Genomic DNA, 25,034 nt, shown 5'->3' on the forward strand with positions numbered 1-25,034 from the left:
TTTCCGCTCTCCCCATCAATTATTGCCGATCGCCTTTAATATAAAAAACGGTGGTAACTGAGGATGTAAGAAACTTATGCGAGTGTTCGTCTTACTGTTTAATGCTCGAACGGAGAATGAGGGAATCCATACTATACAAATCGGCGATCGCAATAAGGTGCTGATGTTTGAGTCGGAAGACGACGCTGAGCGCTTTGGTGTGATGTTGGAGGCTCAGGATTTCCCTACGCCTGTGGTGGAATCGCTCGAAGATGAAGAGATCAAGGAGTTTTGCGATAGTGTTGATTATGACTGGGAGCTGATCCCGGCGGGGGCTCTGGCTATTCCACCCGAAAGTAATGTAGAACAGACTGACTGGCAGGAGGGAGAGAATAAGGATTCGGAAATGCCCATCAACGAACTTGACGCTATTCGTCGCCGGCTAGAAGGACTTTTATGAAGGAAGAAGGAAGAAGGAAGAAGGAAGAAGGAAGAAGGAAAATGCAGTAAATTATTCCCTTGTTCTCCTTCTTTCCCTAGCCCCTAGCCCCTAGCCCCTAGCCCCTAGCCCCTAGCCCTAGCCCCTCTCTTCCCCGCTACCCGTCTGCTTCCAAACACTTGCCCACAATCAGAAATGAAACATGAGGTTAATTGAAAGATGAAAAATTTGGATGAACGTGGGCATTTGTTGACGGAACAGGTGAATGCCAATAGTGAAAATTTAGACCAATTGACCTCTCTGGAGTTGGTCGATCTGTTTAATCGTGAGGATGCTCAAACTTTGGCGGCGATCGCATCTGCTCGTCAACCTTTGGCAATAGCAATTGATATCACCTCTGCGGCTTTGCGTCAAGGGGGGCGACTGTTTTATGTGGGTGCGGGAACTTCTGGGCGTTTGGGGGTTTTGGATGCGGCTGAATGTCCCCCCACTTTTTGTACGCCGCCGGAGTTGGTACAGGGGATTATTGCAGGGGGTGCGGGGGCTTTGGTGCGGAGCTCGGAGGATTTGGAGGATCGGGCCCATGACGGGGCGGAGGCGATCGCTCACCGTCATGTTACTGCTTTGGATGTGGTTGTGGGAATTACCGCTGGGGGGACAACGCCGTTTGTGACAGGTGCTTTACAAGCCGCCCGCCAACGCGGGGCTAAGACTATTTTTATGGCTTGCGTGCCTGCTGAACAAGTGGATGCTGAGGCTGATGTTGATATTCGCCTGTTGGTGGGCCCGGAGGTAGTGGCGGGTTCGACGCGGCTGAAGGCGGGTACTGTGACGAAAATGGCACTGAATATTCTTTCGACTGGGGTGATGGTGAAGTTGGGGAAGGTGTACGGAAATCGCATGGTTGATGTGGCGGTGACTAATAAGAAGTTGCGCGATCGCGCTGTGCGGATTTTGCAAGATTTGACGGATTTGAGCCGGGATGAGGCTGGTTTTTTATTGGAGAAAAGCAATAAGTCTGTGAAGTTGGCTTTGATGATGCACTGGACTGGTTTGGACAAGGAAGAGTGCGATCGGGTTTTGGCAGAATATCAGGGTAATTTACGGGCGGCTGTTGCGGGAATTGTTCTAACTAGGGGCTAGGGGCTAGGGGCTAGGGGCTAGGGAAGAAGGGGAAAAGAGGGGCTGGGGAAAAAGGGAAAAAAATGGCTAGAGACTAGGGAAAGAAGGGAATAGAATGTAGGGAGTTTCAGGAGCTTAGAGTGTCTTAAATGCCTTGGCGGTTGCCATAACGGTTAACTCTTAACCGTTAGGACAAATTCTTGTAGGCTGGGCGCTGCGATCGTCTGATGGGAGTAAGAGAAATATCGTCAAGCCGCAGCGATCGCCTTACTACTTTATCAATATGACTATCCATAGAATAGAGTATCTGATTCTTTCTTCGGTTATAAAACATAATGAAACCCTCAGAAATATAGCATCGGACTTTAGACTCTCTCAATTTGAGGTGGCTGTAGCAGCTACTCACTTATTTCAGAAAGGTTACATCAAGGCTATATTTCCAGATGAAGCTATATTTCCAGAGACAGATGAAAGAACTATTAAAGATATTACTTTAAACCGGTCTCAGATTCAGGCACACTTGGACGGAAAACTCAACGCTTATTACTACTTAACTCCTCAAGGGGGAGCCTTGTGGGAAACTGTATGTCATGCTGATTGGAATAAATATTTGAAAGGTTATTCAAATCCTGTTGACGATATGGACGAGTTCTTAGAATCAGCAATAATTTCACAAAATAAGGAGTTAATAGAAGAATGCCTGAGCATAACAGAACATTTGTTCAACTGCACTATCATTGACGGTACAGAAGTTTGGGAAGATATAGAATTTTGGAAACCAACGTACTGGAAAACTTTACCCAAAGCTTATAAAGTTACTTATAAGTATCAAAATTTTGAAAGTTGCATCGACTCAAACACACCTCAAGAATGTATCGAACAAGATCGACAAGCGAAGCGGTGGAACCCGGAAATGTTGGATTGGTATACAGAGCCAGAATTAGATACAAACCCATCAAAATTGTTTGGAGATGAAGAGCTAAACTCTTACGCAACATTAGCAGAAACTCCGAATCCAAAAGTCGAATACTTGATTCTTGAGTTTGCTGTAATATTCAACTACTACGGACTAAGAAATGTTGCGTCCTCAAAGGACTTATCTCATGCTGAAACAGCCCTTGCAGCGGATTCCTTGTTTCAGAGAGGGGACATTAAAGCAACGGTATTTGCTGATGAATATGACGAGTATCACACTGATGGAAATTCAGATGTTATCTTAACAATGGCCGGGATTCAAGATCACTTAGATGGGAGACTTCTAGCTTCCTACTATTTAACTCCTCAAGGTGGTGCTAGATGGGAAGCAATGGCTCATCCTGATTGGAATAAATTTTCCATTGTAAATTTTCTTGGGCAGTTTCCTTATGAAGAAGGATTTTTCGGTACTCAGCGAGAAATCATAGAGCAATTGCTGGCTTTAGAGCATTTGATTTTCATGTATGAACATATCCCAGGAACAGAAAATTGGAATGTCCTAGAACCTTGGGAAGCAACATATTGGAAGACTTTACCGAGAGGCTATTACGTTAGTTGTGAATTTCAGCCCAATGATTCGTGCTTAGATTACCAAAAAGAAGGAGCTTCCCTTGAGTTAGTTGAGGAATACAAGCAAGCATTGCAATGGTACGAAAACATGAAGAAATGGTATACAGATCCTTCTTTTGACTAGACTTTAAAGCTTTACTTAATTGATTGCTATCATAGATATTACTACTTAATCAAGAAATCACGAATCAATACCTCTTGAGTCCGCGTAGGCGGACTTGGTTTGTATAGCCGCGATTTCCAATCGCCAGGGTATATTAAAAAGTTCCTTTGAGCAGTGACTTGACGAATAAATCAATAAGAGTTATAATGGTTCTATAAAGCAGGCAAAGGCGGTAAGAACTATGTCTAAAACGCCAACAACAAAAGAGCAATTACTTAAGACAATGGCTCAGATCCAAAAATCCCAGAAAGCAGAGGTTTTTTGCGAACCTGTGATTGCCAAAATTCTAGGAACGCCGAAGAAATGGAAAGCGTTAAATAAGAGCGAACTGTGTCTGGTAATCGATGCTTGGAAGCAAATGTTATCAGCTTGTCCTCAAACGGCAAATTGGTTGCCACTAAGAATTAGCAGTCGGATTTTCTCACTGGCCGCCGATGGAGTGCGCTGGGTAGATTATTTCGGATTTGCTTCAAAGCAGGAAGCGGAAGCATTTTTAGAGAACATTATGCCTGACTGCAAATGGGCGGCGATTCGCCAAGGAGGTAAGCGAGTTAATGCTAGTTTTGAATGTAAGGTTTGGGGATTGAGTTCTGAAAAGTTTCAGTCTATTGTTGCTAATGAAAAAATGCTAAGCGGCCCACAAATGACGATTTTTTTGATGAGTTGGTCTACTTCTTCTCGCCAAGTTACAGATTTAGTTGTTAGTTGTTAATTGTTGATTGTTAGTTGTTGGTTGTTGGTTATTAGTTGGAATTACGCACGTCAAGGCCAGAAACACGAACAGAAACCGGGTTTCTTTGTAGATACCTAGTTAGTGAATAACGTTAATTTCTCATAGAAACCCGGTTTCTTTATACCTGGGTTTCTTTGTATATCTCTAGTTGAGAATGTTAATATTTCCTAGAAACCCGGTTTCTTTATACCATTAGCAAGTAGCAAGTAGCAATTAGCAATTAGCAATTACCAATTAGCAATTACCAATTACCAATTACCAATTAGCAATTACCAATTACCCTCCAAGAGGTGTTTGTTTAGGAGGTCTGGGAAAAGGGGATTTAAGGGGACTAAGAATTTTATTAAGTTCCCGCAATTGTTCAGCAGTTCCCATGCAAATCAGCATATCTCCACCTGCAATGGTGGTGTCGGCGGTGGGGCCTGCGATTAATGTGCCGTCATCGCGGCGAATTGCTAATACTAATGCTCCTGATTGCGATCGCAGTTTAGCATCTCTGAGGGTTTGCCCCGAATAGGGGCAACTGTCGGGATCGACCAGAAATTCTTCCATGTAAAAAGAGCGATCGGTTCCCGTCAAAATTCCATCCACAAAGTCCATTACTTGAGGGCGTAAAGCAGCAGCGGCCATCCTTTTGCCGCCCGTGATGTAAGGTGAAATCACGGCATCTGCACCACCCCGCTGTAACTTTTGCACTGCTTCTTCTGTTGTCGCCCGCGCGATCGCGCGTACATTCGGGTTGAGGGTTTTTGCGGATAAAACTGCATAAAGATTTTCGGCATCCGAGGGTAATGCCGATACGATACAAACTCCCCGTTTAATTCCTACATTTAACAGGGTATCGTCAAGAGTCGCGTCCCCTTGAATCGCTTTATAGCCTGACAAGAGGGCATCTTGGATGGAATTTGGGTCAGAGTCTACGACGACAAAAGGGATGCCTTCTGCTTTGAACTCTAAGGCAATTTGGCGGCCCATGCGCCCAAAACCGCAGAGAATGTAATGTCCAACTAATGAATCTACCAAGCGCCGTTGTTGCCTCAGCCTAGCTCCTTCTTGAAAGTAACCTTGAATTAGGGCTTCTGTAAAGCGGTTGACGATGTAACCGATGGTGACAACACCCATTAAAATTAGGTAGATGGTGAACATCCGCCCGCGCGAACCAAGGGGGTGAATTTCGCCATAACCTACGGTGGCTAGAGTAAATACTGTCATGTAAGCGGCATCGAGGGGCGGCCACCCTTCAATCAGGCTATACCAAAGCGTGCCGATGCAGAAAATGCCGCCAAGGGCGATCGCACCGCCAACTAATTCTTTTTGCAGACGTTGGTATTTTTGCTCTAGCGTGGAGTACACCGATTTAGTTGATTATTTTAGGATTTACGCAGAAGATATCCCCCAACTCTTAAAAAGCACAAGGGGGCTTTTGATATCCCCCCTTTTTTATAGCAGTTAATGAACTAACTCAGGAATTGATTTTTGAGCAGTTTGGCTTTCCAAACTTGGATTTTTCTTAAATCCGCTGAGAATAGTTTCCAACATCGGCTGTATTTTGGCTATTTGTTCCGCCCGAATAATTAAATCCCACAGAGGCTCAAATTTTTTCCAACCGCCTGCATAAAGTAAATGCCGCATTCGATGATTCCAAGTATTTTTAGTGGCAACTCCTTGAAAAATCGAACTCCACCGATAGAAATCTCGATAGGCCCGCCAGTAACCAGATTCTAAAACTTCTGGGGTCATTTTCTTAGGTTTAAATACAACATTGCGAGTATCGTACAAATCCCAATTGTGATGATCGATCCGCTTTTCAGCATCCATTCGCTGATATAAGTCTGTACCGGGGTATGGCGTTAAAATGTGAAATGTGGCAGTTTCTATCCCATTATTTACCGCCCATTCTACAGTAGTATCAAACACAGTTTCATCATCTTCGTCCATGCCGAAAACAAAACTGCCATTAATCATCACACCCATATCATGTAAACGCCGGATTGCAGCACTATAATCCCGATTTAAGTTATGATATTTGTGCTGTTCTCTTAGATTGACAGAATTAAGAGTTTCAAAACCGACAAATAAACTTCGCAAGCCACTTTCTACAGCTTTCTCTAACAAGTCTGGCTGCAAAATTGCATGGACTGTTCCCGCAGCTTGCCACACTCGCCCCATCCCTTTTAAACCATCGAATAAGGCACTGGCAAAACGGACATCTCCAAACAAGTGATCGTCAAGAAAAAATAGGTGTTTTCCTGGCAATCTTTCAATTTCAGCTAAGGCATGATCCACTGTTTGAGTGTAGAAAGATTTGCCACCTTTGAAGAAGGATTCTTTGTAGCAAAAATCGCAGTGATGGGGACAACCACGCGATACAACGATGGAATTGGGGACTAAATATAGTTGCCTTTTGATTAAATCGCGGCGGATTGGGGGGACTCCAATTAAAGTGCGATTTCTAGAGGCATAAACTTTTTCTGGTTTGCCTAAATGCCAATCTTTAAGAAACTGCGGCCAAGTATCTTTGCCAGGGCCGAGAAATATGGTGTCAGCATGGGCGGCGGCTTCTTCTGGGAGGGAGGTGACATGGAGGCCGCCGAGGGCGATATAAGCACCTTTTTGGCGATAGTAATCGGCTAATTCGTAGGCGCGGTAAGCAGAGGTAATGTAGACTTGAATTACTACTAAGTCTGGTTCGTCATCTAGGTTTAAAGGTTCAACGTGCTCGTCTTGGAGTTCGATTTTGTCATCTTCACTGAAAAAGCTGGCAATTGTGGCTAATCCCAAGGGTGGAAATAGGGAATATTTAATTGGTCGCCAGTGGGGGCTGAGGGCTTCAGTGAGGGCTGGCAAAATCATTTTCACTTTCATTTGTTAGCTCCTTTGATGACGATAATTGAATTAAGTTGTGGCTTTAGCTAATGATAGCTGATGGTTAGAGGAAACGCAGGAATCGCAGGGGATTTTAACAATTATTTAAGATAGCGATTTTAGGATTAAATAAAACTTTATTTTGTCATGGATGTTGTTCCAGTTCCGCAAACTAATTTACCATTTTCAAGTCTGGGAGGTAGGGGTGTAATTATACCGGGCTTGTCAGTGCTACACAGGATGGATATTGTTGTTATTACATTCTCCTGATAGGGCTTGGTTGATATTAAAAAAGCACCCCCAATATAATTCTTAAGCTCCCGTTTTTTGGAGATTCCATAATTAAAAGCAGCCTTCTTAGTTGCACGAACTGAATACTTGTAATTTGTGGTCTCCGTTTTAATGCCAAGTCCTAAAGCATCAACAGAAGAGGCAAAAGCACTTTTTTCTGCAAAATGTGCTTGCTGCGCTCGGTTCATTGAGCCAACATACTGTTTTGCTTCCGAGGAGGGACTTTTGTTAGAACGACAAGCAAAAAATAATGGGTAAGCGATCGCGCCAATTGCCCCAATCAACATTAAAAGTAAAAAGCATCCGCACCCTGCATTAGTTGATTCTGAGTTTCTAGTCATAGTTTTATCTCCTTAAATTGATGATTTGATTAATTTAATTGAATAGTGTTTGCTACAGAGTTCTATTTCTGAAAGCTAAGGGGATATGCAAGATGATCTCGCTATGATGAATATGCGATCGCTTTTCTACACCAGATCCATATCTTGTAGTAAAATCAGCTACGATGAGATATATGTAATATATGTATCAAAATTGGAACCCAAGCGATCCATTACCTAATGCCAAAGAAGCTGAAATTGACCCTCGTAAGTTTGAAGAATACTCAATGAAGCCGGATCACCCCTCCAATCAAGGCAAATGGAGAGGTTTTGTCTTGCTTGGATATAATGTAGAAAATCCACAAAGCCGTAAGGTGGCAGCAGAAGATGTAATTAACCAATTGCGTATTGGTCTTGAATCCGCACCAGCGACTCAGACTCGAATGAGTCCGCACGGTATTCGGTTTGAGGTACGAGTGAGGATTCAAGGGCCAAATAAAGTAGAAGGAAACCTTTTTACTAGCTGGCAAATAGATCGTGGTAGAGATATCCCAAAGCTAATCACAAATTGGGTTGAAGTTTACATTTAATAGGAGTAAAACAATGAAAGCAAAAATCTATGACCAAATTCAAACATTAATTGAAATTCCTGATGAATCTTCTGACTTTCTCATTCCAAAAGGAACGGTAGGGGGCATAGTCGAATGTTATGAAGATCCAGAAGTTTACGCGGTAGACCTTGCCATTCCTAATGAAAAGTTTGTAGGAGGTTTTGCCTACATAAATATTATTCTTGAGCCTGAACAATTTGAGGTAATTATTCACCTGCCCGCAGAAGTAGAGGCGCGAATGAAAATATTATCGTTAATTCCGACCAGATTGAAAGTGTAAATACTGTGGACAAGTTTAGAATTAAAGCGATCGCATCTTTCCTAATAACACGATCGCCTTAACTTCAACTAATCCCTAAACTCGCGCCTTTTGTACCTCTTTGCGCTCAAGGGATGTCGCCTGAATCGCCTTACTGCCTATGTAAAAATCGCGTAATTCCACTCTCGTAAACTTAACGCCCCAAGGGTCAGTTGTTGTATCTAACTCTTCCACTAAAGCATTATTGATCTCATTACGAGCCGTGTAAAGTTCCTCCACAGCTAATTTCGCAATGTGCGTCCGAATTGAAAGAATCAACATATTTAGCATTGCTTCTTTAAGATTTTGCACCTTATAGGAAGCTTTTTCTAAGTCAATTATTCGCCAATAGACAATAAATTCAACAGTGACGGAAACTCGATCTTTGGTCGTGCATTGTTGCGGTTGTAGGTTTAAAATTTGTTCGCGAAGGGTTTCTTTATAAGCGACTTGCTCAATAAAGGGAATCAAAAATGTCAAACCTGGATCGAGTTTCTTACCATCATATTTTCCAAAAATTTCAACTAAAGCTTCATCACCTTGGCGGACAATCTTGACACTGCTAGTTAAGGATACACCGGTGATAGCAAATAACACCATCAAAAAATACTGATACATGATGAATCTCCTGGTAAATTGTAAGGTAGACGTGAAATGAATTGAGTTTTCTGTAAACTGTTAATTGCTGATGTGAATGAATTTTTCTGGTACAACAATCAGCGTGTTACCTTCCCGTCGCAAAACATAAACTTTTTGGCGGGGTGCAATTGTTCCTTGAGAATCTTCATTCCGGGCTTTCCAAGAAGCACCTTCATAAATCACCATTCCGGTTTCTCCTGCCAAAATTTCTGAGATTGTTGTGGCTTCGGTTGCTTCGGGAATGACAAATTTTTTGCGAATAATAAAGACTGGTCTAACCCAGACAGTTAGGGGAAGAGCTATGCCCATCCAATACATAATCTGCCAGTCAAAATCTTCATACATTACGTCCACCCAACTAAACTGAAATGCTATCGATCCTCTCCATAAAATAAAGGCTTCAATTAGAGCGGAAGATCCCATCATTAGCACATAAAACCTGTGTTTTTGTGGCTGTGTTTTGACGATCAATAGCTCAATTAGAGCCAGTGTCACTCCGATAAGTAACCACAAGATGGGCGGCGTGATTGTGAATACTGGTTGATTAGTTGCTGCTGCTAGCGACCAGATTAAAGTAGAGTACACAATGCTTCACCTCCTATTAACTGCTCAACTTTCTCTGTTATTTCCTATCAAATCCGTCTGATAGCTGAGTTCGTGACTGAGTTGTTTGAGAATTCATTGACTTTTCATCGACTTTAGGGATAATTGATATTTAAGATGGTTGCAGTGTCTTGACCGTAAATAACCAATGCCACGATCGCTAAGGGTGCGACAACAGTGCATTTCCGCAGTTAAATCTGCCCTTCTCAGAAATGGCTTTCCTAGCCAGAAAATTCTTGCTGAGGACTTAGGGATAGCCCAGTCTACTGTCAGTAATTTTTTGAATGGTAAACCTGTAGATTATGCCAATTTTGCGGAAATTTGCCGGGTTTTGGCGCAGGAATGGCGCAATATTGCTGATTTAGAGGATAATTCTCAGCCAGAGGAGACGCGGCGAAAAAAGGCAAAAGTTGCGATCGCGCATTCTGCGGACAACAACAGCCTTGCTCAGCAGTTGCAATCAGCATTGATCGCAGCGGGTCATGAAGTGTTTTTAACTAGCAAAAACGCCGATCTAGAGTCCTATTTAAAGCTTTCTGATTACTTGCTGTTGCTGCTTTCGGAAGAATCTGCGATCGGTGAAATGATGTTAGCACAGGTACAGCTAGTTCTGGAATTGCATCATTTAACTCCCCAAAAACCAGCAATTTTACCGATTTGTGTTGACTTTTACCCCAATGGGCGATCGCTGGATTTGTTAAGTTATTTAGAAGGGATTCAGCCTTGGAAGTGGCGCTGCGCGGACGATAGCTCAAAGTTAGCCTCGGAAATAGCGATCGCGATCGCACAGGGTCGAACTTCTCTAAGTGCTGACCATGAATTAGCCGTAAATAGGAGTTTTTTAGCAAAGCCTAACTTAGCCGTTACGCCTAATAAAAAATTACCTTGCTTGCAACCATTATCAATATTAATACCAGAATTACCAGCAGGACAGGTAGCACTAAATTCTAGCTTTTATATCGATCGTTATCCGATTGAATTGCGCTGTTATGAAACTATTAGCCAGCCAGGAGCATTAATCCGCATCAAAGCACCTAGACAAATGGGTAAAACTTCTTTAATGTCAAGGATTTTATATCAAGCGGAGCAAGAAGGTTCTCGGACGTTTTCTCTAAGTTTTCAGTTAGCTAATAAGAGAATTTTCGCAAATTCAAATACATTTTTGCAATGGTTTTGTGGTTGTCTTAGTCAAGAGTTAGGTCTGCTAGATCGGTTAGTTAAGCACTGGCAATTAGCAGATATTATTGGTAGCAACCAGTGCTGCAAAGCCTACTTTGAACAGTGTTTACTTGCAGAAACATCAACACCTCTAACTTTAGGTTTAGATGAAGTCGATCGCGTTTTTGAATTTCCCGAAATTGCTGATGATTTCTTTGGATTACTGCGAGCTTTACACGAAGAAGCAAAGCGGCGCGATATCTGGAAAAATTTTCGGTTGGTAGTAGTGCATTCAACGGAAGTTTACATTCCTTTAGATGTGAATAAATCTCCATTTAATGTCGGTTTGCCGATTGAATTGCCAGAGTTTGATTCGCAGCAAGTGCAAGAATTGACGAGGAGGCATGGTTTAGATTGGAATAAATTTGAAGTTGAAAAATTGATGAGTTTAGTAGGAGGTCATCCTTATTTATTGCGTCTAGCAATGTATTATATTGCCCGTCAAGATGTGACTTTAGAGAAGTTGGTGAAAGATGCCCCAAGCGAGTCGGGAATTTATAGCGATCATCTGCGGCGGCATTTGTGGAATTTAAATAAATATTCGGAATTGTTGGAGGGAATGAGAGCCGTTGTAACGGCTGCTAGTGCAGTACGATTGCGCTCAGATTTAGCTTTTAAATTAAATAGTATGGGATTGGTAAAAATTGATGGTAATGATTGTAGTCCCAGGTGTAAGTTATATCAAGAATATTTTCGCGATCGCTTAACTTAAAAACGATCGTAATCGAGGTGAGTTCGAGAAAACAACAGGTTTCTTTGGTTGGGTGCGTAAGTCCCGTTAGAGTAAGTATCCGCTCCGTCATTATTGGGTCATAAAAATATCTATCAATTGAAAGGTGTTCTTTTTTTGCTGACTAGCTATCTTTAAGATAAGCAGCCAAATTCTTAGCAAACTGCAACGGTTGCTAAGTTGGCTAAAAGTACAATTAGAGTGAATTGACTCCATGCACACTACCATAGATATATTCCGAAAAGCTGACTCCCAGACTCTCTCAAAAACACCCATTCAAGCTGTAAATTATGAAGAAGCTGAGCAGCAATTCGTCAACTTGCTCGATACAGAGGATCTAGATGAGAAAGTAATAGCGCAACCTTCACTAGCTAGCAACTTTGAAAGCGCGATCGCGCAGGCAATCCAAGCTGCTTACAAACAACCATCCGGCGACGATCGCGCTCACCGCTTCCTGATGCGATCGCTTTACCGCATCAACAGACTTAAATTTTTTTGGTACGACGACTTGCGCCACTACACCAACGAGCGATCGCACTACTTAAGGCAAGTGCGCGATCGCATCGAATCACCTTGGCAAGAATGGGAACTCGCCCAAATTGCCGTACCTGCACTGCAAGCATTGCCCGATATCAAGCAAGCACTCAGCGATCGCTGCGCCGCTGATGTCAACCCACCCTTATCGGCAAGCGATCGCTACCTACGCGAACAAATGAGCGAAGCTGGATATCGCCACCTACTCGCGATCGCCTCCTTCGACGGCCTAGTAGAAGCCAGCCGCCTCTCCCGCATCCTCGGCGGCGCAGGTAACGAAGTCCAATCAACCCTCACCCGCGTACTCATCGAAGAATATGGCGGCGGCCGCTTCCCTCGCAAACACTCCACCTACTTCGCCCAAATGCTCTCCGAATTGGGGATGCACACAGAACCAGAAGCCTATTTTGACCTAGTACCCTGGGAAGTCCTCGCCAGCATCAACCACAACTTCCTACTCACAGAACGCAAGCGCTACTTCCTGCGCTACAGCGGCGGTCTTACCTACTTCGAGGTAGCCGGGCCCGCCGCCTACAGAAATTATCTCGCCGCCGCCCAGCGTTTGCAACTCTCAGACGGCGCAATGGGTTACTGGGAACTACACATCAGAGAAGATGAACGTCACGGTCGCTGGATGTTAGATGATGTCGCTTTACCGCTAGCCGAAAAATACCCCCAAGACGCTTGGGAACTCGTGCTTGGATACGACCAAGAAAAACTTCAGGGCGATCGCGCAGGTGCAGCCGTAGTGCGATCGATCCAGCAAGCCGAGCGTTAATAATTTTTAGAGGGTAATTACACCAAATCGGCATAATTACCCTCTTTCTCTCAACCCGCACAAGTCTTCACGTCTTCACTGATTCAATTGCTCCTTTAATTCAGCAAACACTTAGAGACAAGTCATCAACTGAATTAACTCCTTCGACAAATCAGTACCGAATTTATGCTGCTTCCTAAACAAAACACCCGCCAGTAGATAGATGTTAGGAGAATAAAAAGCCATTTCCTTCTCTCGCAAAGCAGCGATCGTATTTCTCACCTTCAATTCCGAACTGTAATAGCCAAAACTCATCGGTGAAACCATAAAATTAGCAACATTGTAGCCTTCCTCTAAAGCATACTCAATCAACCCCACTGGATGAGAGTAGCTAGAAACCATCAACAACACATTTTCATAGCCTAGAGATAAAAGCTGCCTCGCAATTCTAGAGCCATCTCTACCTCCATGTAGTAGAGGTTGATAAATCTTATCATCTTCAGCCGGAAGATAAGGCGGGTTTGAGATTAAATAACCGCCTTTAGGTAGATCCGAAGTAAAAAAACTAGAATTGTGGATGATATACTTATCGCTGAGTTCATATTCTTGAATTTGGGCGCGAGCAATATTCGCCGCTAGATAATTCAATTCAAATCCATGTATTGTCCCCTCAAAGCTCGTTGTCAATAAAGACTTAATAACTGGACTACCATCTCCCGCTCCAAATTCAACCACAACCTCATCATTCTCAGGATAATCATTAAATACTAAGCTTTCTAAACATTGTGAATAAAAATTCGATTCTTCTGGGCAGTAAAAAACTCGTTTTAAAGCTTGAGATGAACTGAGCATATAACCTTAGTACCTTAATTAACTGTAACTAAATTAACAGTTATAAAACCAGTAATTCCTCTATCGTGAGAGTTATTTCTTCATTTTGTTGGAAGATCATTGAGGATATCCCTAACTTCCCCACTAGCTACATACAGCACTTTCCAGGTTTATGAAGTACACCCCAGAAACCAGGTTTCTTCTCTGATTCCTGCCAGAAATCGGTTTTTGCATAAGAAACCCGGTTTCTATATACTTCACTTACCTGGAAAGTGCTGTATAGCAACCTTCTTAGTAGTTAAAACGTTCTGAGTCCCACCAAACTCCCTGATTCTATTCCCTTCCTTCCCCGCTTCCCCTTCTTCCCCTTCTTCCCTTTCTTCCCCTAGTCCCTAGCCCCTAGCCCCTAGCCCCTATTTAATTAGTTACCGCCAGACTGTACCGATTTACGAGTCTGGTTGGGTTCATCTGGCTTGTGCTGCCAACTGCCATCATCACCTTTAATGTATTCGCTATTTACACTGTTCCAAGCCACGCGAGTTGCAGCTTCTTCGCTCATCCCATCTTCACTAGCACTCTTAAAAGCAGCCTGAAAAATTTGCTGAGCTCCTTGGGGTAATTCTCTAGCTTCTGAAGGTAAAGAATCGAGTTGTTGTTCTGGCATATAAAGTCTCCTATTATTCAAGCTATAAAATAGCTTAAAAGCCTGCGGTATAACCTTCCTCTTTCTGAATGAATATTCTTGGGGATCGCACCCTATTTCTCAGAGTTGATTTCCTAGTAAAGTCTTAAGTAAAGACCAATACAAATTTACGAGAAAGCTCCATTTTTAAGAATAATGTGGCGATCGCTATCTAAAGCAATCTTCCCTTCCTGCAATAACTTATTAAGTTCTCGCGTAATCGTCACCCTCGTAGTGCAACAAGCCGCCGCCAGTTCCTCATGAGTCAGTCGCACGCTCAGGCGAGTTTCCCCCGCCTCTAGTTGACCGATTTCCTGTTTCAACAGCAACAGCAAGCGAGATAAACGATCTTTAACGCGCCGCTGTCCAGCAATTGCTAAGAGAATTTCTGTTTGCCGCAACCGCTGGTTAATTTTAGGTAAAAGTGTCTCCGCTAGCCGGGGCGATATCCCCAGCTCAGCGATCGCAATACACACTAATTGCACCTCTGAAAGCGCGGTCGCTTGATATACTTGTAGCGATGTCATGCTAGAGCCAAAGGGCGTGGAATGGCCAGCAAATCCCACAATCACCTCTTCCCCATTGTCAGCAAGGGTACTTAATTTCACCAATCCCTCACAGACTAGCCAAATGGTTTGGGGAATCAGCGGAATCATCTCGCCTCTAGCATAAGTATGCACGGGGCGATCGTCTATGGGATCGTAATCATTATTTTCTAAAGCAGCTTCCGCCCGCTTACGCTCAGTGATGTCGCGCACGCAGACACGCAGACCCACCACTTGGCCTTCGCAGTTACGAACCGATCCCAGGGTGAGAGCAGCATCAAAAACTTCGCCGTTGCGGGGTTGCAGGCGGATGCCCCACTCCAACACGCGATCGCGCCCTTTGAGCAAATTTAGCTCCCGACGAAAGTGAAGGCGCTCCGCTTCCGGGACGAAAACCGCCAGGGGTTTCCCGATTAGGTAGTGCTGGGGAATATTTAACAGCACAGTCGCCGCGCGGTTAGCTTCCTGGATTATCCCTTCTGTATCAGTCACTAAGTAAGCGTCGGGAGCAAACTCGAACAGATCTAGGTAGCGCTGGCGTTCTGCTTCCAGTAGCGTCTTTGAGTCTATTAGTTCCTCATTCTGCTGGAGTAATTCTACTGCTGCCAGTTGCAATTTTTCCGAGGCCGTACCTAGTTCTTTGAAAACTCCAGGCAGCATTTGTGGCATCTGCACAGAAGGTGCGGAAGCACCTTGATAGAGCTCACTCAAACGTCCGTACATTGTCTCTATCTGCCGGACAAATAAATCTAAATTCATGTCACTCCTCATACCCTGCATGTTAATAATCTAAAACTACAAAATTTATAGTTGTGAACTCGTAGCTAATTGAAAAATTGATAGAAACAATAGTCTGTAGCCACAAATACACACATCTTTCATATTTGGTCATTCCTTTTGACAGATATTAGTTTTTCACTAATATTGATATGATTTTGCTGGTTATTATCTCCCACCTATTTCCTCCTAAATACTAATGACAAAAGCAAAAATGCAGCCGCTCTGATGAGCATCGCGAAGATATCGAATATCCCTGTGTTTTTTAATTAATTTTTTGTTTGAGCATACAACAGGTAAATTGCTATGATGTCGCAAAAAATAGAAGCCTTAAGTTTGGAAAATTCCGCCACTAAAATTCTATGCTTTTACACTAATGGAACTAGGTTTATTCAAATTATTAGGATGGCGGATATGGCAGAACCAAGCTTAGAGCGCGTTGTTTTCCCCGGACAGCGGCTTTTGTTTGAAGCCTTGCCAGAGGCTTTCATCGAAATTTCTACTGCCAACCTCACTGCTACAACTATCACCCAAAAAATTCAGTGTGCTGCCATTCAGGTTGATGAAGGATTAAATGTTTGCCTAGAAAATATGCCCTCCAATCGAATAGAAAAAGTTCCCAGTTCATAGCGAGATAAGGGCAGCTATGAACTGTTGAATTTAACTTTTAACCATCACGGTCAGTGGCAAGAGAATGAGAATATTATCATCAAATTAAACTTATATCTTTGACTTTACCTCTATCTTGAGAAGGAATAAGCTAATCTTAAGAGATGAGATAAGGGGATCTAATTGTTTTATATTATTCGCTGAAGATATAACTGGATTTTAAGCTTTTGCGGAATAAAATAGTGAAAACTTAACTTAAGAGTTTAAGAGCAGGCGCGAGTTAACTGGCATTCGCGTAATTTCACGACAAAATGAATAGAAGACTCAACATTATGCAAGACCTATTTTATTAAAATACTCCTCAAGATGATTGGCGAACCTAGAGCGTAAGTCATAGGCTAAGACTATTAAGTTGACTCTGTGGTTTTTGAAGATAAAAGCGATCGCAGGACTTTACAAAAGCAAAGCAACCATGACCATGAAATCTTTTAGTTTGTACAAATTTGTTTTGGCTGGTGCTTGCACTCTGAGTTTAGCAAGCGTATCCTTCGCTCTGCCTGCTTCTGCCCAATCTGGAGCTGGCGGCACAGGTACAGGTACAGGCGCAACTGGCGGCACAGGTACAGGTACAGGCGCAACTGGCGGTACAGGTACAGGTACAGGCGCAACTGGCGGTACAGGAACCACTGGCAACGGCACAGGTGGAGGTACTGGCACTACCACCAATCCCGGCACTACTGGTACAGGCACGGACACCACTGGTACAGGCACTACTGGTACAGGCACCACTGGTACAGGCACCACTGGTACAGGCACCACTGGTACAGGCACCACTGGTACAGGTACTACTGGCACAGGCACTACTGGCACAGGCACTACTGGCACAGGCACGGGTACTAATGGCACAGGCACGGGTACTACTGGCACAGGCACGGGTACTACTGGCACAGGTACGGGTACTAATGGCACGGGTACAGGTACTACTGGCGGCAGCTCTGGTTTAGGCACGGGTACAGGCACAGGCACAGGCACAGGCACGGGTACGGGTATTAATGGCACGGGTACGGGTACAGGTACAGGTACTACTGGCGGCAGCTCTGGTTTAGGCACAGGCACGGGTACGGGTACTAATGGCACGGGTACAGGTACTACTGGCGGTAGCTCTGGTTTAGGCACAGGCACAGGCACGGGTACTAATGGCACGGGTACAGGTACTACTGGCGGCAGCTCTGGTTTAGGTACGGGTACGGGTACGGGTACTAATGGCACCGGCACAGGCACGGGTACTACTGGCGGTAGCTCTGGTTTGGGTACAGGTACGGGTACTACAGGCACAGGCACAGGTACAACTGGCGGCGCTAGGGGTGCAGCGACAGGTGGCACGACTAGCGGCACAGCAGTAAAAACTGGGGGTACTACTTCCGGCACTACCACGACTGAGAGTACCACTACCACTACTACAACCCCCAGTGGCGGTACGACTGGTGGCACGAGTACAACTGGTGGCACGACTACCAACACTACTGCAACACCCTACGGCGCTACAGCCGATCGGAGTTTAACGCGCGATCGCCATAATAATTTGGGATGGGTGGGTGTATTAGGTTTATTTGGTTTGGTTAATCTGTTTCGCAAATCTCGTCACACTGTGATTCAGCGCTAATTATCGGCAGAGTGTACTTAGTGCGAGCGAGAAAGACTGCGATCGCAATTTTGTGGAAAATTTAAAGCTTGAGAAGACGATAAATGTACTACACCGCACAAATTTGTTGAAAAAGTTAGCTAGCTTTGTAGGAATTGCTGGTTTTGCTTCCTTGCTCAGCACTCCCGGATTGGTACAAATTAATTCCCGTGCTAATATTGCCAACCCATCTTTTAGGGGCATTGAATTACAGTGTTCGCGGTTCCTGGTTCATCATTTTTTGATGAGCGGGAACTGCGAACGATTTTTGTTTGTACGGTAGGTAAGATTTATGGATTTTACTAAGAGAAGAGGCATCGCGTTTGAGTTTCCATAAGTTACCCAGCAATTTGAGTAATTTTTTAGTTTTTGATGAGTGGCCGCGATCGATGCTCAGCAGTGCAAATATTATAGGGAGAGAGTTCGCTTTTGTAGGGATTAGTCGAAAAGAAATGGGTTAGAAATCAATAACTATAGCCGCCAACCTATTGCCACCGAAAAATCAGTATCTTCAATCATCGCCTCATCAAAATTAGCATTAGTTAGATCGGCTCCTTTAAAAGAGGTTTTGCTCAAACTTTCAACTTCAGCGACGGTCTGAAAAAACACGATCGTAGCTAACCCCAAAATTATTCCAGATGCTAAAAATAATAAGATTCCCTTGAGACTATCTCCGCCCAAAAATGCGATAATACCGTTACAACCGATAACAGCCGCAGCACCAGCGATCGCACCCGCCACAATCCCTGCTTCAACTTTAGTAATCGCGATCGCAACCGCCCCTGTAGCAGTAAGAGCAGCAGATCCCGCTTCAGCACCCGCCACAAATCCCACAAAAGCACCTGCAATTGTAACTGCGATCGCCACACCACCAGCACGAGCAATCAGAGTACCTACTCGCCTGCGGCTTTCTCCACACCTGGCCGCCTGAAAATTGGCTCCCCTTAAAATCGCCTCCGTGAAATTACAGCCGCGAATGTCGGAACCGCTAAAATCTGCACCCGCGAGATCGAGACCTTTAAAAGAGCGGTTTCGCAAGTCTTGATTAGAAAAATTGAGATTGCGGGCTTGAGTCATAGCGATCGCAGAAAGAGGATGGGGAAGATGGGGGAGCGGGGGAGCAGAGGAGCAGAGGAGCAGAGGAGCGGGGGAGCAGAGGAGCAGGGGAGAAATTTTCGATTAGCAATTAGCAATTAGCAATTAGCAATTAGCAATTAGCAATTAGCAAATTAGCCATTAGCCATTAGCAGTATTGCTGAACCCCTTGATTATATTCCCTTCTTCCCCTAGTCCCTAGCCCCTAGCCCCTAGCCCCTAGTTAATGGTGCGATCGCATACCTTAACTACACCCCAAAAAGGTAATATGCTAGTCTGACCCACCTCAATCACACAGTCCGATGGCAGAAACCTTATTCTTCAATGCCCTCCGCGCCGCCATTGACGAAGAAATGGCCCGCGACTCCGCCGTATTCGTACTCGGCGAAGACGTAGGACACTATGGCGGTTCCTACAAAGTGACCAAAGACCTCTACAAAAAATATGGCGATCTGAGGGTACTCGATACCCCCATCGCTGAAAATAGCTTTACAGGCATGGCTGTAGGCGCGGCAATGACGGGACTGCGACCAATCATCGAAGGCATGAACATGGGCTTTTTGCTGCTAGCCTTTAACCAAATTGCCAATAATGCCGGAATGCTACGCTATACTTCCGGCGGTAACTTTAAAATGCCGATGGTAATTCGCGGGCCAGGGGGGGTGGGAAGGCAACTCGGCGCTGAGCACTCCCAGCGTTTAGAAGCTTATTTCCAAGCAGTACCAGGTCTAAAAATCGTCGCCGCCTCTACGGCTTATAATGCTAAAGGGTTGCTAAAGTCTGCTATCCGCGACGATAACCCCGTACTCTTCTTCGAGCACGTTCTCCTCTACAACTTGAAAGAAGACTTGCCAGAGGAAGAATACCTAGTCCCGCTAGATAAAGCAGAAATTGTGCGAACTGGCAAGGATGTTACTATCCTGACTTATTCGCGGATGCGGCATCACGTCATGCAAGCAGTGCCGACACTGGTCAAAGAAGGTTACGATCCAGAAGTGATCGATTTAATTTCCCTTAAACCCCTGGATATGGAAACTATCGGGGCTTCAGTTCGCAAAACTCACAAGGTAATTATTGTTGAGGAGTGCATGAAAACTGGTGGGATAGGTGCGGAATTAATTGCTTCGATTAGCGATCGCCTATTTGATGAACTGGATGCTCCTGTATTACGCCTGTCTTCCCAAGATATTCCCACACCTTACAATGGTACATTGGAAAGACTAACGATCGTCCAGCCGCCCCAAATTGTCGAGGCAGTCCAAAAAATGGTCGCTCTGCGAGTTTAAGGTTCAAAAGGCATTGTTAATTGTTAACGGTTAACGGTTAACGGTTAACGGTTAACTGTTAACTGTAAAAGCTCGGCAATTAGCGATTAGCAATTAGCAATTAGCAATTAGCGATTAGCAATTAGCAATTAGCAATTAGCAATTAGCAATTAGCAATTAGCAATTAGCAATTAGCAATTAGCAATTAGCAATGCCCTAAGACAATCACAAAATAACGATATAATAATCATTTGTTGATCCGGGTTACGTTATGCAAAAACAGCGTTCATTATTAGCTCTAATCTTAGTTTTAGTTCTGGCAGCAATTACTGTAGTGGTAAAAGTTCCGCCAAGGCTTGGATTAGATTTACAAGGAGGGTCGCAACTTACAATTCAGGTGAAAACGACCCCGGAAATCCCTAAAATTGAGCAGCAAATGTTAGAGGATGTGCAGCGGATTGTCGAAAATCGCGTTAATGGTTTAGGGGTATCCGAAGCCGTTGTACAAACAGTAGGAGAAGACCAAATTCTCGTACAGCTACCAGGAGTCAGCGACCCCCAACAAGCTGAGCGGGTTTTGGGCGGGACTGCACAGTTAGATTTTCGGGAACAGTTGCCTGGAACTGAAGCACAGTTAGGAATTGAGAGGCAAGTGCAGGCAGAATTGTTAGCGAAGCAGGTAGAGTTAAAAAATAGTGGGAATCAAGCTGCAATCGAAGAAAATCAGGCAGCTTTGAAGAGGAGTAATGAGGCAATTGCCCAACTCTATAAAGTTACTGGACTCAATGGGAAAAACCTCAAAGATGCCCAAGCTGAACCGACACAGGGCGGTAACAATTGGAAAGTAGTTCTCCGCTTCGATCCACCCGGTGGAGAACTATTTGCTCAAATGACTAAAAATCTGGCGGGTACGGGACGAACTCTTGGTATTTATTTAGACGAAAACCTGCTTAGTTCTCCTACTGTGGGAGTTCAATTTGCAGAGAGTGGCATCACCGGTGGCAATGTAGAAATTACAGGCAGCTTTACAGTTCAAGAAGCTAACGATTTAGCAGTACAATTACGCGGCGGTGCTTTACCAGTTCCAGTAGAAATTATTGAGAACCGCACTGTTGGCGCTACTTTAGGTCGCGATAGCATTCAAAGCAGTATTTATGCAGGTCTTGGTGGTTTAACATTAGTATTGATATTTATGATCGCTTACTATCGACTGCCAGGAGTAATTGCAGATGTATCGCTCTTAATTTATTCGCTGCTAACTTGGGCTTGTTTTGTGCTTTTAGGTGTGACTTTAACGCTACCAGGAATTGCTGGTTTTATCCTCAGTATTGGCATGGCTGTTGATGCTAACGTGCTAATTTTTGAGCGCACGCGGGAAGAATTGCGGGCTGGTAAAACTTTGTATCGCTCTGTAGAATCTGGTTTTTATCGGGCTTTTTCTAGTATTTTAGATGGCAATGTAACAACTGTGATTGCCTGTGCTGCCCTTTTCTGGCTGGGTTCGGGTTTAGTCAAAGGTTTTGCGCTAACTTTGGCATTAGGTGTAGCAATGAGTATGTTTACAGCGATTACTTGTAGCCGTACTTTGCTGTTAGTAGTATTAAGTTTTCCTGAGTTACGGAAACCTCAATGGTTTTGTCCTAATTTACCAAAGGCAATATCTTAATTGTTAACCGTTAACAGTTAACCGTTAACCGTTAACAGTTAACCGTTAACCGTTAACAATTACCAATTACCAATTACCAATTACCAATTACCAATTATCAGATTTATGAAATTCAGCGTTATTAAATATCGGTCGATTTGGTGGGCGGTTTCTTGCGCTATTATCTTAGCGGGTTTAGTGTCGATGGTGATTTCTTGGACTAATCCAAATATCGGTGCTCCTTTACGACCAAGTTTAGACTTTATTGGTGGTACTAAATTACAGTTTGAACTTGACTGTACTCAACCAGCAAATTGTAGTAAACCAATTGACATTGCGGCTGTTAGACAAATTCTCGACAGCCAAGGTTTAGCTAATAGCAGCATCCAACTTGTTACAGATGCAAATAATAAAAGCAAACAGGGTATCTCGATCCGTACAAAAACTTTAGATGTAGAACAACGCACTAAGTTACAAACAGCTTTAAGCGAAAAATTAGGCGCTTTTGACCCTAAATCTACTAAGATTGATACAGTAGGCCCGACGCTAGGGAGACAACTTTTTACCTCTGGATTGCTGGCTTTAATGCTCTCTTTTGCAGGTATAACAGGTTATCTGACGTTGCGCTTCCAGTTGGACTATGCCTTTTTTGCTTTTGTTGCCTTGTTCCACGATGTATTAATTACCCTTGGCATTTTCTCTATTTTAGGTTTAGTTCAGGGTGTAGAAGTTGATAGTTTATTTGTGGTTGCTCTCTTGACAATTATCGGTTTTTCTGTTAACGATACGGTGGTGATTTATGACCGAGTGCGAGAAGTAATTAAGCTAAATCCAAACGAACCAATTAATCAAGTTGTGGATGATGCTGTTAATCAAACTTTGGGACGATCGATCAATACGACTATGACGACGCTGCTGACGTTATTTGCTATCTTCTTGTTTGGGGGAGAAACGCTAAAATATTTCGCGCTGGCGCTGATTGTTGGGTTTATTGCGGGTGCTTATTCAAGTATTTTTGTTGCTAGTACGCTGCTGGCTTGGTGGCGCGAACGTACAGGTAAATCTGTCCTCGTTCCTGTTGATGGCCCCAATCCTCAAGATGATATTGAAAAATAGGAAAAAGTGAAAACTCCTCCTTTATCTTCTTCCTCTTCGCTTGATAATGACCCCATTTTTCAAGCTGAATTGCAAAGGCTTCATCAATTAACTGTTTATGGCCGTTGGTTAGTTGTTGTGTTGCTGTGGCTGAGCGTAGGCATTTTAAGTTTGTGGGCGTTGCGCGGTGAAATATCTTTGTGGCTAGAAAATTTCACTTGGGCCGCTGTGCGCTATGGTTTGATTTATAACCGCTTGCCTGCTATTGGTTTGGGTTTGTGTATGGGTATGACTTTGGCTGTACTCGTTTGGCAAAGTCGTAATATTTTGCTCGGATTGCCTCGGAAAGAACAATTGCGTTTAGAACAACAAGTTCGCCGTATTCGCCAACAAGGGCCAAGTCATCCTCTATGGCGGTGGGTATGTAGAGAATGAAGGAAAAAAGAAAAATATCCCGGCGATTGAAATCGCGGCTAGACAAACAAAGTCCGCCTGCGCGGACTAATGAGGTTGATGGATTTTTTGCAAGATATCGCAAATTTCTTGGTAGTTAATACGTTCTAAGTTCCCCCAAACTCGCTGATTCTATTCCCTTCTTACCCTTCTTCCCCATCTCCCCCTTCTTCCCCCCCATCTCCCCCTATCTTCCCTATCTTCCCCTTCTTACCCTAGCCCCCTAGTCCCTAGCCCCTAGCCCCTTCTTCACCAGTAGGCTTATTGACTGAGGTTGCACACAAATCTTAAAATTACTTCATAATAATTTAGGATACCCCCCTTATTGTTTGGAGCCATAATTATGCAGCTAAAGCTTACTGAGTCAAAACTGCCATTTGCGCCGTTGTTATTGATCGCGCCGTTTTTCCTGTGGGGAACCGCAATGGTAGCGATGAAAGGGGTTATCCCCAACACAACGCCCCTATTTATGGCGGGAGTGCGGTTAGTACCGGCGGGGGTGTTAGTGTTGCTAGCGGCGGCGTTGATGGGTAAACCTCAGCCGCAGGGGGGGAAGGCGTGGCTGTGGATTTCGCTGTTTGCACTTATAGATGGTGCGCTGTTTCAAGGCTTTTTGGCGGAAGGGTTAGTCCGAACTGGTGCGGGTTTGGGTTCGGTGATGATCGATTCTCAACCGTTGGCGGTGGCGATTTTATCGCTGTGGCTGTTTCAAGAACGAATTGGATTTTGGGGTTGGTTGGGATTGGCGATCGGCATTGGGGGTATTAGTTTGATTGGCTTACCGGAGGGGTTGATTTCGGGTTGGCTGCATCCTGAGACGGTGCAGGCGACCTCTGCGGGGATTGGGGTGTTGTTCCAAAGTGGCGAATGGTTGATGCTGTTGGCGGCTTTGTCGATGGCTGTGGGTACGGTTTTGGTGCGGTGGGTTTGTCGCTATGCCGATCCGGTGACGGCGACGGGTTGGCACATGATTTTAGGGGGTTTGCCCCTGTTTGGGCTTTCGGCGGTGACAGAATCGCAACAGTTTGTGAATATTGATTTTTCTGGCTGGATGGCTTTGGGTTATGCGACGGTGTTTGGGAGTGCGATCGCTTACGGTTTATTTTTTTACTTTGCCTCTAGCGGCAGTCTCACAAGTTTAAGTTCGCTGACTTTCTTGACTCCAGTTTTTGCTTTGCTATTTGGCAATTTATTTTTAGGGGAAGTGCTAAACCCTATACAGTCAATAGGTGTAGCCCTGACTTTAGTTAGTATTTACTTGATTAATCAGCGAGATATTTTAGCGGAAAAATTGAGAGGAAAGCTAACTGAAACTAAGGCGGATGATGAGCAGCAGAAAGTATTGGAAGTGACTGATGGTAAGTCCTTTGAGATGCCTGTAAAAGTGCGGGTGAGTGAATTAGAGTCTGAAATTTAACGACTGTAGGAACGCGATTAATTGCGGATTCAACAAAAAAATTAAGGATAATTGGTTAACTCTTGAATCAACTGAGCAGGTGTGAGGATTCG

Annotated in this window: 25 protein-coding genes; 16 read left to right on the top strand and 9 right to left on the bottom strand. The window is 44.1% G+C overall.

Annotated elements, in window-relative coordinates:
- The first annotated feature begins 76 nt into the window (after positions 1–76).
- The 4 genes from OSCIL6407_RS0106950 to OSCIL6407_RS0106965 all read left to right on the top strand — a co-directional run bounded on the left by OSCIL6407_RS0106950 (position 77) and on the right by OSCIL6407_RS0106965 (position 3,960).
- A complete protein-coding gene (locus OSCIL6407_RS0106950; RefSeq protein WP_019487048.1) occupies positions 77–439 on the top strand; it encodes a DUF3110 domain-containing protein in 363 nt (120 codons plus the stop codon).
- Between the two features lie 198 nt (positions 440–637).
- Positions 638–1,561, top strand: a complete 924-nt coding sequence (gene murQ, locus OSCIL6407_RS0106955) for an N-acetylmuramic acid 6-phosphate etherase (RefSeq protein ID WP_007356362.1) — start codon at positions 638–640, stop codon at positions 1,559–1,561.
- 262 nt (positions 1,562–1,823) lie between these two features.
- Entirely contained in the window at positions 1,824–3,209 is a 1,386-nt protein-coding gene (locus OSCIL6407_RS0106960) for a hypothetical protein (protein ID WP_234708768.1), read from the top strand.
- 220 nt (positions 3,210–3,429) lie between these two features.
- On the top strand, positions 3,430–3,960 hold the full coding sequence (locus OSCIL6407_RS0106965) for a hypothetical protein (protein ID WP_007356364.1): 531 nt from the start codon (positions 3,430–3,432) through the stop codon (positions 3,958–3,960).
- A 297-nt stretch (positions 3,961–4,257) separates the two neighbouring features.
- On the opposite strand, the gene OSCIL6407_RS0106970 is transcribed toward OSCIL6407_RS0106965, so the two are convergent.
- From OSCIL6407_RS0106970 to OSCIL6407_RS0106980, 3 genes are all read right to left on the bottom strand, one after another.
- Positions 4,258–5,334, bottom strand: a complete 1,077-nt coding sequence (locus OSCIL6407_RS0106970) for a potassium channel family protein (protein WP_007356365.1) — start codon at positions 5,332–5,334, stop codon at positions 4,258–4,260.
- Positions 5,335–5,430: 96 nt separating this feature from the next.
- A complete protein-coding gene (locus OSCIL6407_RS0106975; protein WP_007356366.1) occupies positions 5,431–6,846 on the bottom strand; it encodes a B12-binding domain-containing radical SAM protein in 1,416 nt (471 codons plus the stop codon).
- 137 nt (positions 6,847–6,983) lie between these two features.
- Positions 6,984–7,478 (bottom strand): type IV pilin-like G/H family protein, encoded by a 495-nt coding sequence (locus OSCIL6407_RS0106980; RefSeq protein ID WP_007356367.1) that lies wholly within the window; start codon positions 7,476–7,478, stop codon positions 6,984–6,986.
- Between the two features lie 182 nt (positions 7,479–7,660).
- Here OSCIL6407_RS0106980 and OSCIL6407_RS0106985 point away from each other — a divergent pair, with 182 nt between their 5' ends.
- Both OSCIL6407_RS0106985 and OSCIL6407_RS0106990 read left to right on the top strand, forming a co-directional pair.
- Positions 7,661–8,047, top strand: a complete 387-nt coding sequence (locus OSCIL6407_RS0106985; protein ID WP_007356368.1) for a DUF6883 domain-containing protein — start codon at positions 7,661–7,663, stop codon at positions 8,045–8,047.
- A 13-nt stretch (positions 8,048–8,060) separates the two neighbouring features.
- Positions 8,061–8,348: a hypothetical protein gene (locus OSCIL6407_RS0106990; RefSeq protein ID WP_007356369.1), complete on the top strand. Its 288-nt coding sequence runs from the start codon at positions 8,061–8,063 to the stop codon at positions 8,346–8,348.
- 75 nt (positions 8,349–8,423) lie between these two features.
- Here OSCIL6407_RS0106990 and OSCIL6407_RS0106995 read toward each other — a convergent pair whose 3' ends face one another.
- Both OSCIL6407_RS0106995 and OSCIL6407_RS0107000 read right to left on the bottom strand, forming a co-directional pair.
- On the bottom strand, positions 8,424–8,984 hold the full coding sequence (locus tag OSCIL6407_RS0106995) for an SPFH domain-containing protein (protein ID WP_007356370.1): 561 nt from the start codon (positions 8,982–8,984) through the stop codon (positions 8,424–8,426).
- A gap of 60 nt (positions 8,985–9,044) precedes the next feature.
- Positions 9,045–9,590: an NfeD family protein gene (locus tag OSCIL6407_RS0107000; RefSeq protein ID WP_007356371.1), complete on the bottom strand. Its 546-nt coding sequence runs from the start codon at positions 9,588–9,590 to the stop codon at positions 9,045–9,047.
- 166 nt (positions 9,591–9,756) lie between these two features.
- Here OSCIL6407_RS0107000 and OSCIL6407_RS0107005 point away from each other — a divergent pair, with 166 nt between their 5' ends.
- Both OSCIL6407_RS0107005 and OSCIL6407_RS0107010 read left to right on the top strand, forming a co-directional pair.
- Positions 9,757–11,538 carry an AAA-like domain-containing protein gene (locus tag OSCIL6407_RS0107005; protein ID WP_019487049.1) on the top strand — a complete coding sequence of 594 codons (1,782 nt, stop codon included), beginning with the start codon at positions 9,757–9,759 and terminating at the stop codon, positions 11,536–11,538.
- A 232-nt stretch (positions 11,539–11,770) separates the two neighbouring features.
- Entirely contained in the window at positions 11,771–12,868 is a 1,098-nt protein-coding gene (locus OSCIL6407_RS0107010; RefSeq protein WP_007356373.1) for an iron-containing redox enzyme family protein, read from the top strand.
- Between the two features lie 111 nt (positions 12,869–12,979).
- Here OSCIL6407_RS0107010 and OSCIL6407_RS0107015 read toward each other — a convergent pair whose 3' ends face one another.
- The 3 genes from OSCIL6407_RS0107015 to OSCIL6407_RS0107025 all read right to left on the bottom strand — a co-directional run bounded on the left by OSCIL6407_RS0107015 (position 12,980) and on the right by OSCIL6407_RS0107025 (position 15,664).
- The gene (locus tag OSCIL6407_RS0107015; protein ID WP_007356374.1) at positions 12,980–13,699 is read right to left on the bottom strand and encodes a class I SAM-dependent methyltransferase; all 720 of its coding nucleotides are present in this window, start codon (positions 13,697–13,699) and stop codon (positions 12,980–12,982) included.
- Between the two features lie 400 nt (positions 13,700–14,099).
- On the bottom strand, positions 14,100–14,342 hold the full coding sequence (locus OSCIL6407_RS0107020) for a ChaB family protein (RefSeq protein ID WP_007356375.1): 243 nt from the start codon (positions 14,340–14,342) through the stop codon (positions 14,100–14,102).
- A gap of 146 nt (positions 14,343–14,488) precedes the next feature.
- A complete protein-coding gene (locus OSCIL6407_RS0107025; protein ID WP_007356376.1) occupies positions 14,489–15,664 on the bottom strand; it encodes a PAS domain S-box protein in 1,176 nt (391 codons plus the stop codon).
- Between the two features lie 324 nt (positions 15,665–15,988).
- On the opposite strand from OSCIL6407_RS0107025, the gene OSCIL6407_RS0107030 reads away from it, so the two are divergent.
- The 3 genes from OSCIL6407_RS0107030 (at position 15,989) to OSCIL6407_RS36475 (ending at position 18,255) form a co-directional block, all read left to right on the top strand.
- A complete protein-coding gene (locus OSCIL6407_RS0107030; protein ID WP_007356377.1) occupies positions 15,989–16,312 on the top strand; it encodes a DUF1830 domain-containing protein in 324 nt (107 codons plus the stop codon).
- Positions 16,313–16,763: 451 nt separating this feature from the next.
- Positions 16,764–17,954, top strand: a complete 1,191-nt coding sequence (locus OSCIL6407_RS0107035) for a hypothetical protein (RefSeq protein ID WP_019487051.1) — start codon at positions 16,764–16,766, stop codon at positions 17,952–17,954.
- A gap of 106 nt (positions 17,955–18,060) precedes the next feature.
- A complete protein-coding gene (locus OSCIL6407_RS36475; protein WP_234709933.1) occupies positions 18,061–18,255 on the top strand; it encodes a hypothetical protein in 195 nt (64 codons plus the stop codon).
- Between the two features lie 188 nt (positions 18,256–18,443).
- Here the strand turns inward: OSCIL6407_RS36475 and OSCIL6407_RS0107045 are convergent, their stop codons facing one another.
- The gene (locus OSCIL6407_RS0107045) at positions 18,444–19,049 is read right to left on the bottom strand and encodes a pentapeptide repeat-containing protein (RefSeq protein ID WP_007356381.1); all 606 of its coding nucleotides are present in this window, start codon (positions 19,047–19,049) and stop codon (positions 18,444–18,446) included.
- Positions 19,050–19,369: 320 nt separating this feature from the next.
- On the opposite strand from OSCIL6407_RS0107045, the gene OSCIL6407_RS0107050 reads away from it, so the two are divergent.
- From OSCIL6407_RS0107050 to OSCIL6407_RS0107080, 5 genes are all read left to right on the top strand, one after another.
- Positions 19,370–20,353 (top strand): alpha-ketoacid dehydrogenase subunit beta, encoded by a 984-nt coding sequence (locus tag OSCIL6407_RS0107050; RefSeq protein WP_019487052.1) that lies wholly within the window; start codon positions 19,370–19,372, stop codon positions 20,351–20,353.
- A 250-nt stretch (positions 20,354–20,603) separates the two neighbouring features.
- On the top strand, positions 20,604–21,998 hold the full coding sequence (gene secD / locus OSCIL6407_RS0107055; RefSeq protein WP_007356382.1) for a protein translocase subunit SecD: 1,395 nt from the start codon (positions 20,604–20,606) through the stop codon (positions 21,996–21,998).
- Between the two features lie 105 nt (positions 21,999–22,103).
- Entirely contained in the window at positions 22,104–23,093 is a 990-nt protein-coding gene (gene secF / locus OSCIL6407_RS0107060) for a protein translocase subunit SecF (protein WP_007356383.1), read from the top strand.
- Positions 23,094–23,099: 6 nt separating this feature from the next.
- Positions 23,100–23,507, top strand: coding sequence for a hypothetical protein (locus OSCIL6407_RS0107065; RefSeq protein WP_007356384.1), 408 nt, complete (start codon positions 23,100–23,102; stop codon positions 23,505–23,507).
- A 361-nt stretch (positions 23,508–23,868) separates the two neighbouring features.
- Positions 23,869–24,942, top strand: a complete 1,074-nt coding sequence (locus OSCIL6407_RS0107080; RefSeq protein ID WP_007355021.1) for a DMT family transporter — start codon at positions 23,869–23,871, stop codon at positions 24,940–24,942.
- Positions 24,943–25,034 lie beyond the last annotated feature (92 nt).

Source organism: Kamptonema formosum PCC 6407, from assembly GCF_000332155.1.
GTDB classification, from domain to species: Bacteria; Cyanobacteriota; Cyanobacteriia; order Cyanobacteriales; family Microcoleaceae; genus Kamptonema; species Kamptonema formosum.